Source organism: Streptomyces sp. RKAG337, assembly GCF_023701715.1.
Classification (GTDB): domain Bacteria; phylum Actinomycetota; class Actinomycetes; order Streptomycetales; family Streptomycetaceae; genus Actinacidiphila.
The window spans coordinates 4,516,456-4,527,500 of record NZ_JAJOZA010000001.1 but is presented as its reverse complement, the minus strand read 5'-3'; the positions used below and the strand labels follow the sequence as shown (position 1 = coordinate 4,527,500).

Sequence of the window (11,045 nt, the reverse complement as noted above, 5' to 3'; positions counted from 1 at the left end):
GTGTCAACGGGTTTCTGGGGCGAAGAGGAGACTAACAGGTCAGGGACGCCGAGTGCACATCCGGGTGGCCGGGGTGCTCAGGCGGCCGTCGGGAGGGTGGCGCTGCGGTCCGCGGCCTCCAGGTCGCCGGTCTCGCCGCCGAGGGCCGCGCGCCGGCCGACGCCGTAGATGTAGGCCAGGAACAGCAGTTCAGCGACGATGCCGATGGTGATGCGGGCCCAGGTCGGAAGGCCGGACGGGGTGACGAAGCCTTCGATCGCGCCGGAGACGAAGAGGACGACGGCCAGACCGATGGCCATGCCGATGGCAGCACGTCCCTCTTCGGCCAACGCCGTTCTACGGGAGCGCGGACCCGGGTCGATCACCGTCCACCCCAGCCGCAGCCCGGTGCCGGCGGCGATGAACACGGCGGTGAGCTCCAGGAGGCCGTGCGGGAGGATCAGGCCCAGGAAGGTGTCGAGGCGGCCCGCCGAACCCATGAGGCCGATGCCGATGCCGAGGTTGAGCACGTTCTGCCACAGCACCCAGAGGACCGGCAGCCCGAGGAACACCCCGAAGACCAGGCACATCGCCGCGGCCTGGGCATTGTTCGTCCAGACCTGGGCGGCGAAGGACGCCGCGGGATGGCTGGAGTAGTACGTCTCGTACTGACCGCCGGGCCGGGTCATTGAGCGCAGGGCTTCCGGGGCGCCGATGGCCGACTGCACCTCCGGATGGGAGGCGATCCACCAGCCGACGGCCGCCGCGACCGCTGTCGACAGCAACGCCGTCGGCACCCACCAGTGCCGTGACCGGTAGACGGCTGCCGGGAAGGCGCTGGTGAAGAAGCGGGCGACATCGCGCCAGCTCGCCGTACGGGCGCCCGCGACCGCGCTGCGCGCACGGGCCACCAGGGTGGTCAGCCGGCCGATGAGCGCCGGGTCCGGGGCGCTGGACTGGACGAGGGACAGATGGGTCGCCGTGCGCTGGTAGAGGCCGACGAGTTCATCGGCCTCGTCACCGGTGAGCCGGCGACGGCGTCCCAGCAGCTCTTCGAGCCGGTCCCACTCGTGCCGGTGGGCGGCGGCGAAGACGTCGAGGTCCATGGGCTGCTGCTCCTGTGCTCCTGGCGGAAGGGGGCCGGACGGTGGGAGGCCCCAGCTTGGCAGACCGGGCAGACTGTTCGGGCAAGGGTTCGGACGGCGGTGGGAGGGGTTCGCGCGTGAGTGGACTGGTGACGGGCGAGGCAGTGGCGCTGGGGATGGACCCGGCCAAGCTGCCGAGCCGCGCGCTCGCGACGACGATCGACCTCGTCGTCTACTGGACGGGCTTCATCGGGCTGATGTTCCTGCTCGCCGCGGCGACCTCGTCGCTCGACGACGCCGCGGTCGCGGCGGTGTCGATCGGCGCGCTGCTGCTCATCCTGGTCGGCATACCCATAGCCGTCGAGACCCTCACCCGTGGGCGGTCGCTGGGCAAGCTGGCCTGCGGGCTGCGGGTGGTGCGGGACGACGGCGGTCCGATCCGCTTCCGGCACGCGCTGGTGCGCGGGGCCGTCGGTGTCGTCGAGATCCAGCTGTCGCTGGGCGTCATCGCGTGCATCGCGTCCCTGGTGTCGGTGCGCGGGCGCCGGCTGGGGGACGTCTTCGGCGGGACCCTGGTCGTCCGCGAACGCGTCCCGGTGCAGCACTCGCAGCTGATGCCGCCCGCCCCGCCGTGGCTGGCGGCGCAGCTCGCCGGGGTGGACCTCTCAGGTGTGCCGGAAGGGCTGTGGCTCGCCGTACGGCAGTACCTCTCACGGATGTGGCAGCTGGATCCGCAGGTCGGCTGGTCGATGGCGGAGCGGCTGGCGGCGGATGTCGCCGCGTGCACGGGGGCGCGGGTGCCCCAGGGGACCCCGCCGGCGGCGTTCCTCGCCGCGGTGGTGGCGGAACGGCAGTCGCGGGACGCCCGGCGGATGTTCGGCGCGGGCGGGCCTCCGGCCGGTCCCTTCGGGGGCGCGCAGCCACCCGTGATGACGTCGCCGGTCATGCCACCTCCCCAGCCGGTTCAGGCTGTTCAACCCGTCCAGCCTGCGCCGGCGGTGCTGTCGAAGCCCGCCGCGCCGGAGCCGCCGCGCACCGGGTTCGCTCCCCCGGCATAAGCCGGACCGAACCGAACCGAACCGGACCGAACCGGACCGGGCCGAGCCGAACGGGACCGGGCCGGACCGGGCCGCGCCGGGCCCCGCATCCCTGGGGACGGACGGTGTCAGGCGAACGCCGACGGGGGTGATTCGAGCTCTTCGAGTTCGATGCCCGGGGCGGAGAGCACGACGTCGCCCGCGATGTGGATCTGCCGCTGCTCGCCGGTGTCGAGCTCGGTCACCTGGTACTCGTCCACAGGCAGCGGGCCGCTGTCGGTGTCGTGTGTTGTCCTGTTCAGCAGAGCCCAGGACTGGTCCAGGGTGCGGGGCGCGAGCACGGGGGGTGCGAAGGCGACGAGGCGTACGCGGGTGGCGGGGGTGCCCGGTTCGAGGCGCAGCAGGCGTGCGGTGGCGATCAGAAACGCGGGCGAGGCCCCGGTGAAGGCATGGGCGGGGACGTTGCCCTCCTGCGCCTGCTCCCCGGCGGGGTCGGTACGGACCCACGTGACGCCGTCGATGGCCGCGCCGCGGACCTGCCAGCTGGACGCGTTCAGTTCGAGGCGGATGGGGCGGCCGAGGTCGTCGATGGTGAGGTCGACGGAGCCGGAGTGGTCACCCGAGGGGGCGGTGAGCTGGGAGACGTAGCGCCAGCCGGAGGGGCCGGTGGCGCAGTGGAAGTGTTCGGCACCCAGGGGGGTGTGGTCATGCGTGTCGTAGAACGAGTAACGGCCTCGGGGCATGGTGGGGACCTTAAACGGCGAAGCCCCCGCCGCGGAAAACGGCGGGGGCGACGCTCGTGACGCTCAGTGGATCAACCGCAGTCGATCTCTACCGCAGTGGATCGACCGCTGTGGGTCTCCACCGCTGTGGATCGACCGCTGGATCAACCGCTGTGGATCGCCGCGGTCAGCCGCGGCGATCCCGGACCGGGTGGATCAGTAGCGGTAGTGGTCCGCCTTGTACGGGCCCTCGACCGGGACGCCGATGTAGGCGGCCTGCTCCGGGCGCAGCGTCGTCAGCCGGACGCCGAGGGCGTCCAGGTGCAGACGGGCGACCTTCTCGTCCAGGTGCTTCGGGAGCACGTAGACGCCGGTGGGGTACTCGCTCTGCTTGGTGAACAGCTCGATCTGGGCCAGGGTCTGGTCCGCGAAGGAGTTGGACATGACGAACGAGGGGTGACCGGTCGCGTTGCCGAGGTTCAGCAGACGGCCCTCGGAGAGGACGATCAGGACCTTGCCGTCGGTGAACTTCCAGGTGTGGACCTGGGGCTTGACCTCGTCCTTGACGATGCCCGGGATCTTGGCCAGGCCGGCCATGTCGATCTCGTTGTCGAAGTGGCCGATGTTGCCCACGATGGCCTGGTGCTTCATCTTGGCCATGTCGGCGGCCATGATGATGTCCTTGTTGCCGGTCGTGGTGATGAAGATGTCGGCGCTCTCGACGACGTCGTCGAGGGTGGCGACCTGGTAGCCGTCCATCGCCGCCTGCAGTGCGCAGATCGGGTCGATCTCGGTGATGACGACTCGGGCGCCCTGGCCGCGCAGCGACTCCGCACAGCCCTTGCCGACGTCGCCGTAACCCAGGACGACGGCGACCTTGCCGCCGATGAGGACGTCGGTGGCGCGGTTGATGCCGTCGATCAGGGAGTGGCGGCAGCCGTACTTGTTGTCGAACTTCGACTTGGTGACCGCGTCATTGACGTTGATGGCCGGGAAGAGCAGCGAGCCTTCCTGCATCATCTCGTAGAGGCGGTGGACACCGGTGGTGGTCTCCTCGGTGACGCCGCGGATCTCCGACGACAGCTGGGTCCACTTCTGGGGGCTCTCGGAGAGGGTGCGGTTCAGCACGCGGAGGATGTAGCCGTACTCCTCGCTGTCCGCGGTGGACGGGTCCGGAGCCGCGCCGGCCTTCTCGAACTCGACGCCCTTGTGTACGAGGAGCGTGGCGTCGCCGCCGTCGTCCAGGATCATGTTCGGGCCGCCGGTGGGGGTGTTCGGCCAAGTCAGCGCCTGCTCCGTGCACCACCAGTACTCTTCGAGGGACTCGCCCTTCCAGGCGAAGACCGGCACACCCTGCGGGTTCTCGGGGGTGCCGTTCGGGCCGACCGCGATGGCGGCGGCGGCGTGGTCCTGGGTGGAGAAGATGTTGCAGGACGCCCAGCGGACGTCCGCGCCGAGCGCGACCAGCGTCTCGATGAGGACGGCGGTCTGGATCGTCATGTGCAGCGAGCCGGTGATGCGGGCGCCGGCCAGCGGCTGCGCCTCGGCGTACTCGGCACGGATCGACATCAGGCCGGGCATCTCGTGCTCGGCCAGCGTGATCTCCTTGCGGCCGTAAGCGGCCTGGGAGATGTCGGCGACCTTGAAGTCAGTTGCGGTGGTGGTCATACGGGCTGCTCCTCGCTGAATGCGTCGAGGTGGACGGGGAATTGACGCAGCCGCAGGCTGACGAGACAGCGCCCTTGAGCGGACACACCCGTCCCCTTGCAGCAGCGCATTCCGTCGGAGGCCCTCTCTCCCTCGGCCGGCAACCACTTCCGCGGTGCCGCCCGACCGCCATCAGCAGCGACGTCTGGCTACAGACGAACCTACACCGGACGGCCCCGCGCTCCCCACCTCGTACCGGTTTCGGCCAGTGGGCGGAGGCAAGAAGGGAGCAGGAAGGACAGGCCGACCGGAGGGTACATAAGGGACCAATGTCACGTCCGCTGCGGTTCCGGAATGTTGCACGATTCGATCAGGGCAGCAACACTCTTGCGGACTCGCGCCCGTTTGCGGCCGAATGGCTGAAGGAGACGATCACGTGACCAGTCCGGCCGACCCCCGCGATGCAGCGGGGACCACGACACAGCGGCTGAAGCTGCTCGCGGTGACCGCATGCCCCACCGGCATCGCTCACACGTACATGGCCGCGGAGAAGCTCGCCCAGGCCGCCGAGGCGCTCGGCGTCGACATGAAAGTGGAGACGCAAGGGTCCATCGGCGCTGAGAACGTCTTGTCTGACAACGATGTCAGAGCTGCTGACGGGATCATCATCGCGGCCGACAAGGACGTCGATCTCAGCCGCTTCGCCGGGAAGAGGGTGCTGTCCGTCGGGGTCTCCGAGGGCATCAGCCACCCGGAGCGGCTGATCGAGCAGGTACGCAGCGCCCCGGTGCACGGCGGGGACGGCCGCGGCGGCGCCGACTCGCTCGGCGGCGGAAGCGGCGGCGGCAGCGGAAGCGGGAACAGCGGCGGCGCGGGCAAGCAGCGCAGCGTCGGCTACAAGGCGCTGATGAACGGCGTCTCGTACATGATTCCGTTCGTGGTGGTCGGCGGGCTGCTGATCGCCATCTCGCTGGCGCTGGGCGGGCACACCAACCCCGAGGGCGGCCTGGTCATCCCGGACGGGACCTTCTGGAAGCACGTCAACGACATCGGCGTCATCGGCTTCACGTTGATGGTCCCGATCCTGTCCGGGTACATCGCCTACGCGATCGGTGACCGGCCCGCGCTCGTCCCGGGCATGATCGGCGGCTGGATCGCCAACACCGGATCGCTGTACGACTCCAAGGCCGGTGCGGGCTTCATCGGTGCCATCGTGACCGGCTTCCTGGCCGGCTATCTGGTGTTGTGGATCAAGAAGGTCCAGGTCCCGAAGTTCGTCCAGCCGATCATGCCGATCATCGTGATCCCCATCGTCGCGACGACCTCGCTCGGGCTGTTCTTCATCTACGTCATCGGGAAGCCGATCTCGTGGGTCTTCGAGCACCTCACCGACTTCCTGAGCGGGATGACCGGATCGAGCGCCATCCTGCTCGGCGCGATCCTCGGCCTGATGATCGCGTTCGACATGGGCGGCCCGGTCAACAAGACCGCGTTCCTCTTCGGCGCCGGCCTGATCGGTTCGGGCAACCTGACCGTCATGGGCATGTGCGCGGCCGCGATCCCCGTCATGCCGCTGGGCCAGGGACTGGCGACCGTGCTGCGCCGCAAGCTCTACTCCGAGCAGGAGCGCGAGACCGGGATGGCGGCCCTGTTCATGGGCTGCTTCGGCATCTCGGAGGGTGCGATCCCGTTCGCCGCGGCACGGCCCGCGCAGGTCATCCCCGCGAACATGCTCGGTGGCGCGGTGGCCGGTGCCATCGCGGGCATGGCTTCGGTGAAGGACTCGGTGCCGCACGGCGGTCCCATCGTGGCGGTCCTCGGAGCGGTCGGCGGAGTGCCGGTGTTCTTCCTGGCCATCGCGATCGGCACCGTGGTCACGGCGTTCACGACCAACGCGCTGATCGACATCAAGGAGCGGCGGGCGGGCGGCGCGGCGAAGGCCCTGGTGCCCCAGCCGGCGCTCGAACCGGTGCTGGCCGGCGTCGGCGCCGTCGGTGCCCCGGCAGGCGTCGCGGCAGCGCCCGCCCGTACGGCGGCATCCTCCGCCACTCCCGAGGTAGCCGAGGTCGCCGAGGTCACCGAGGTCGCCGAGGTCCTCTCCGGCTATCTCACCGGGCAGACCGTCAAGGAACAGCTCGACGCCTCCGACAAGGAGTCCGCGATCCGCGAGATGGCGGAGATGCTGGCGACCACCGGGAAGGTCGCGGATGTCGACGCCCTGGTGGCCGTGGCGCTGGCGCGGGAGGCGCAGGGCACGACCGGCCTCGGCGAGGAGATCGCCATCCCGCACGCCAAGACGGACGCGGTGACGTCTCCGCTGGTGGGCTTCGCGCGGTCGGCCGACGGCATCGACTGGGGTTCGCTGGACGGGACGAAGGCCAAGCTGGTCTTCATGATCTCCGTGCCGGAGGCGGCGGCCGGTGACGAGCATCTGCGGATCCTAGCGCAGCTCTCGCGCAAGCTGATGGACACCGGCTTCCGGGACCGGCTGCAGAAGGCCGAGGGCCGGGACGGCATCCTCCAGGTGCTGGCCGAGATCGAGTAGTCCTGACGGCGGCACCGTCAGCACCATCGGCCGCCAGCACCGTCAACACCGCCAGCCGCCAACACCATCAGCGCAAGGGAAGGGCCCCGCACCGATCGGTGCGGGGCCCTTCCTCCGTGCTTCGCGTCCTCAGTGGGGGTGCGGGTCGCCGCCCGGGGTCTGGGTCGGGTCGGGACCGGCCGCCGCGGCGGCCTCGCTGTAGATGTCGGGTTCGAGGTAGATGACGCGGGCGATCGGCACGGCCTCGCGGATCCGGGCCTCGGCGGCGTCGATCGCGCGGGCGACCTCGGCGGCGGTGTCGTCGTGCCGGACGGCGATCTTCGCCGCGACCAGCAGCTCCTCGGGACCCAGGTGGAGGGTGCGCATGTGGATGACGCCGGTGACGGTGTCCCCGTCGACGATGGCCTCGCGGATCATGGCCACCGATTCGGCGCCCGCGCCCTCGCCGAGGAGCAGTGACTTGGTCTCGGCGGCGAGCACGAGGGCGATCACGATGAGCAGGATCCCGATGCAGAGGGTGCCGATGCCGTCCCAGACGCCGTCACCGGTGGCCAGCGCGATGCCGACACCGCAGAGGGCGAGGACGAGGCCGACGAGCGCGCCGAAGTCCTCCAGCAGGACGACGGGCAGTTCCGGGGCCTTGGACCGGCGGATGAACTCGGTCCAGGAGAGCTTGCCGCGGGTCTGGTTGGACTCGACGATGGCGGTGCGGAAGGAGAAGCTCTCCGCGATGATCGCGAAGACCAGGACGCCGATCGGCCAGTACCAGTGCTCGATCGGGTGCGGGTGCTTGATCTTCTCGTAGCCCTCGTAGAGCGCGAACATGCCACCGACGCTGAACAGCACGATCGACACCAGGAAGGCGTAGATGTAGCGCTCGCGGCCGTAGCCGAACGGGTGCTCGTCGTTCGCCTCGCGCTTGGCCTTCTTTCCCCCGACGAGGAGCAGCGCCTGGTTGCCCGAGTCGGCGAGGGAGTGCACGCCTTCGGCGAGCATGGACGACGATCCGCTGAACGCGAATGCCACGAACTTCGCCACGGCGATGGCGAGGTTGGCGCTCAATGCGGCGACGATCGCCTTGGTTCCGCCTGACGCGCTCATAGGTGTTGGTTCGTCCCTTCGGTCCTTCGGTCCGGCCCCGGCCACTGGCCGGTCATTCTTGCAGGCTGCCCCGCGGACGGCGCGTCAGGCCACCACTGTGGCGCGGAAGACGGTCCCTCCGGTCGTGCTTCCGGTGGTGCTTCCGGCGGTGCTTCCGGTGCCGCCTCCAGCGGTGTTCCCGATGCTGCCGGCGATGCCGGCCGGGCACGTCAGTTCCACCTGTTCGCCCGCCGGGACGAAGGCGGACTCGCCGCGCTCCAGGGTCAGCTCCCCGTGCGGGGAGCGCAGCCGCGCGGCGCCGTCGGTGCAGAGCAGGATCTGCGGGGTGCGGGCGTCGGGGGTGCGGGCCTCGCCGCCGGGGGCGAGTACGTAGCGCGAGAGCCGGAACTCGTCGATGGGCGTCGCGTAGACCTCTTCGCCGTTCGAGGAGACCTCGGGGCGCAGGACGCCCGGGTCGGTGGCCTCGAAGCGGACGATGCGGAGCAGTTCCGGCACGTCCACGTGCTTGGGGGTCAGGCCGCAGCGCAGCACGTTGTCGGAGTTGGCCATGATCTCGACGCCGAGGCCGTCGAGGTAGGCGTGCGGGACGCCGGCGCCGAGGTAGAGGGCTTCGCCGGGCTGCAGCGTCACGTGGTTGAGGAGCATGGCTGCGATGACGCCGGGGTCGCCGGGGAAGTTGTGGGCCGTGGTGGCGTAGGCGGCGAAGTCGGCGGTGTTCCGACCGTCCCGCCCGTCCTGTTCGGCGAGCCGGGCGGCGGCCTGGGCGGCCTCGTCGACCGTTTCCGCCATCGCGTCGCGGTCGGCGGTGAGTACGGCGGCGAGGACCTCGCGCAGCGCGTCGGTCTCGGGCCGGGCGCGCAGGATGTCCGCGTACGGCTTGAGCGAGTCCACGCCGAGGGCTTCGAGGAGCTCCGCGGCCTCGGCGGGGTGCCGGAAGCCGCACAGCCCGTCGAAGGGGGTGAGCGCGACGATGGCCTCGGGCTTGTGGTTCGCGTCCTTGTAGTTGCGGTGCGGGGCGTCGACGGGGATGCCGCGCGCCTCCTCGTCCGCGAAGCCCGCCCGCGCCTGCGCGAGGTCGGGGTGGACCTGGAGCGACAGGGGTGCGCCGGCCGCGAGGATCTTGAACAGGAACGGCAGCCGGGGGCCGAAGCGCAGCACGGCCGGCTCGCCGAGCTCCGCGAGCGGATCGGCGTCGATCGCCTCGTTCAGCGGGACCGGCCCCGCGCCCCGGTCGATCCGGGAGGGTGCTCCCGGGTGCGCGCCCATCCACAGTTCGGCCTGCGGCTCGCCGGTGGGGGCGGTGCCGAGCAGTTCGGGGATGGCGGTGGTGGAGCCCCAGGCGTAGGGACGCACGGTGTTGGTCAGACGGTCCATGGCGTCATGATCTCTCGGCGGAGGCGACGGCGAGGTAAACCGAGGCGAAATCTGTCAGGGCGAGCAGTTCGGCGGTGGTTTCCAGGACGCCGCCGTCGGCCGCGGCGATCTCGCTCAGCGGGGTGTCGTGCGCGTAGGCCAGCTCACGGGCGGCGGGCGCGGACACGGCCTGCTGCCCGGCGGCCTCCCGCAGCAGGACGACGCGCAGCCGCATGGCCTGGTGGTCCTCGACGCGGTCGCGGAAGAAGTCGTCGGGGTCGGCTCCCGGCGAGAGGGTTCCGGCGAGCAGCGCGCCGTGGGCCGCGAGCGCCTCGGGCAGTTCGGCGGCGAGCGCGGGGCGGCCGGTCCTGGTGGCGAGGACGGCGGCGAAGCGGCGGGCGGCCGGGGCGGCGTTCGGTCCGGTGCTCCACAGCAGCGGCAGGGCGTCGGCCAGTTCGGTGGCCAGCGTCTTGGCGGGGTTGTTGTACGTCGCGATGGCCGGCCCGCAGCGTGCGGCGACCTCGTCGAGCCGGTCGGCCACGGCCTGCACCGCGGTCGGCGGGGCGGTGAACAGCCCGATGCGGTCGGCGAGCGTGAACAGCGGGGTGAGCAGTGCCCACAGCGCGCCGGGGTCCTCCGCGGGAGCGCCGGACGGTCCGGTGGGAAGCGGCGACGCGGGCCCGGCGAACGGGATCGTCATGCCGCGCGCCTGCTCCAGTGCCTCGGCGAGGGGCGATCTGGCGGGCGCCACGGCGGCGACGGTGCAGCCGCGCCGGTAGGCCTGCTCGACGAGCCCGACGAGGCCGGCCTCCCTGCCGCTCGCGGTGGTGAGCAGCACCAGGTCGAGCGGGCCGGTCCAGCCGGGGAGCGTCCACCGCGGTTCGTACGGGGTCGGTCCGGCCGACCGCAGGGGTATGACGGGGCAGCTGCCGGCACCGAGCGCGCCGAGCACATCGGCCACGGCCGCGGCTTCCGGGCCGGAGCCGGCGACGAGCACGGTGCGCGGCCGCCCGTCGGGGCGCAGGTCCTGGACGCCCGCCTCCTGCGTGAGCCGCGCGGCGGTCCGCACGCGGGCGCCGGCGGCCGCGGCGCCGAGCAGCAGTCCGCGGGTGTCGGCGCGGGCGAGGGCGTCGGGGTCGTCAAGCAGCGACTCGTCGAGCATCGGGACCTCCGGGTCCTGGTCCGTCACCCCGGGCACGTCCTGCCCCGGGAGGTCACGGGTCCCCGTCCCGGGGGCCCGGTCCGGCCGTGTCGGCCGTCAGGCCTTTCAGGCGGGGCGGCGGGCCTCGTCGATGAGCAGGACGGGAATCTCGTCGCGTACCGGGTAGGCGAGGCCGCAGCTGTCCGCGGTGCAGACGAGCTCGTTCGCTTCGATGTCCTCCCGGAGCGGGGCGTGGCACGCCGGGCAGGCGAGGATCTCCAGGAGGCTGGCTTCGACGAGCGACATGGTGGCGGGTCCTTTCGGACGGCGTGGTTCGGACGGTGGTCTTCGACAGCTGCGTTCCGGTGCCGCGGCAGCGGCATACCGCGTGATCAGCCTAACGCCGGGGCGGTGCCGTGTGGGGCCGCGTCAGGC

9 protein-coding genes are annotated in these 11,045 nt (G+C 71.3%); 2 read left to right on the top strand and 7 right to left on the bottom strand.

The features are described from left to right. Nucleotides 1-77 precede the first annotated feature (77 nt). The gene (locus LNW73_RS20200) at nt 78-1,085 is read right to left on the bottom strand and encodes a stage II sporulation protein M (RefSeq protein WP_250976141.1); all 1,008 of its coding nucleotides are present in this window, start codon (nt 1,083-1,085) and stop codon (nt 78-80) included. Nucleotides 1,086-1,201: 116 nt separating this feature from the next. On the opposite strand from LNW73_RS20200, the gene LNW73_RS20195 reads away from it, so the two are divergent. Continuing rightward, nucleotides 1,202-2,122: an RDD family protein gene (locus tag LNW73_RS20195; protein WP_250990866.1), complete on the top strand. Its 921-nt coding sequence runs from the start codon at nt 1,202-1,204 to the stop codon at nt 2,120-2,122. 107 nt (nt 2,123-2,229) lie between these two features. On the opposite strand, the gene LNW73_RS20190 is transcribed toward LNW73_RS20195, so the two are convergent. Both LNW73_RS20190 and ahcY read right to left on the bottom strand, forming a co-directional pair. Further along, nucleotides 2,230-2,844, bottom strand: a complete 615-nt coding sequence (locus LNW73_RS20190) for a hypothetical protein (RefSeq protein ID WP_250976143.1) — start codon at nt 2,842-2,844, stop codon at nt 2,230-2,232. 195 nt (nt 2,845-3,039) lie between these two features. Beyond that, nucleotides 3,040-4,491, bottom strand: coding sequence for an adenosylhomocysteinase (gene ahcY / locus LNW73_RS20185; RefSeq protein WP_250976144.1), 1,452 nt, complete (start codon nt 4,489-4,491; stop codon nt 3,040-3,042). A 415-nt stretch (nt 4,492-4,906) separates the two neighbouring features. On the opposite strand from ahcY, the gene LNW73_RS20180 reads away from it, so the two are divergent. Beyond that, nucleotides 4,907-7,015 (top strand): fructose-specific PTS transporter subunit EIIC, encoded by a 2,109-nt coding sequence (locus LNW73_RS20180; RefSeq protein ID WP_308407694.1) that lies wholly within the window; start codon nt 4,907-4,909, stop codon nt 7,013-7,015. 129 nt (nt 7,016-7,144) lie between these two features. Here the strand turns inward: LNW73_RS20180 and LNW73_RS20175 are convergent, their stop codons facing one another. From LNW73_RS20175 to LNW73_RS20160, 4 genes are all read right to left on the bottom strand, one after another. Next, nucleotides 7,145-8,116 carry a cation diffusion facilitator family transporter gene (locus tag LNW73_RS20175; protein WP_250990865.1) on the bottom strand — a complete coding sequence of 324 codons (972 nt, stop codon included), beginning with the start codon at nt 8,114-8,116 and terminating at the stop codon, nt 7,145-7,147. A gap of 84 nt (nt 8,117-8,200) precedes the next feature. After that, the gene (gene manA / locus LNW73_RS20170; protein WP_250990864.1) at nt 8,201-9,490 is read right to left on the bottom strand and encodes a mannose-6-phosphate isomerase, class I; all 1,290 of its coding nucleotides are present in this window, start codon (nt 9,488-9,490) and stop codon (nt 8,201-8,203) included. Nucleotides 9,491-9,494: 4 nt separating this feature from the next. Beyond that, nucleotides 9,495-10,631, bottom strand: a complete 1,137-nt coding sequence (locus tag LNW73_RS20165; RefSeq protein ID WP_250992979.1) for an SIS domain-containing protein — start codon at nt 10,629-10,631, stop codon at nt 9,495-9,497. Between the two features lie 105 nt (nt 10,632-10,736). Then, nucleotides 10,737-10,916 (bottom strand): Trm112 family protein, encoded by a 180-nt coding sequence (locus LNW73_RS20160; protein WP_250976147.1) that lies wholly within the window; start codon nt 10,914-10,916, stop codon nt 10,737-10,739. Between the last annotated feature and the right edge of the window lie 129 nt (nt 10,917-11,045).

What these genes read in the sequence shown, in the direction of transcription:
- LNW73_RS20200 (WP_250976141.1), bottom strand. Translation starts at nt 1,085, where the DNA reads ATGGACCTCGACGTCTTCGCCGCCGCCCACCGGCACGAGTGGGACCGG.
- LNW73_RS20190 (WP_250976143.1), bottom strand. Translation starts at nt 2,844, where the DNA reads ATGCCCCGAGGCCGTTACTCGTTCTACGACACGCATGACCACACCCCC.
- ahcY (WP_250976144.1), bottom strand. Translation starts at nt 4,491, where the DNA reads ATGACCACCACCGCAACTGACTTCAAGGTCGCCGACATCTCCCAGGCC.
- LNW73_RS20175 (WP_250990865.1), bottom strand. Translation starts at nt 8,116, where the DNA reads ATGAGCGCGTCAGGCGGAACCAAGGCGATCGTCGCCGCATTGAGCGCC.
- manA (WP_250990864.1), bottom strand. Translation starts at nt 9,490, where the DNA reads ATGGACCGTCTGACCAACACCGTGCGTCCCTACGCCTGGGGCTCCACC.
- LNW73_RS20165 (WP_250992979.1), bottom strand. Translation starts at nt 10,631, where the DNA reads ATGCTCGACGAGTCGCTGCTTGACGACCCCGACGCCCTCGCCCGCGCC.
- LNW73_RS20160 (WP_250976147.1), bottom strand. Translation starts at nt 10,916, where the DNA reads ATGTCGCTCGTCGAAGCCAGCCTCCTGGAGATCCTCGCCTGCCCGGCG.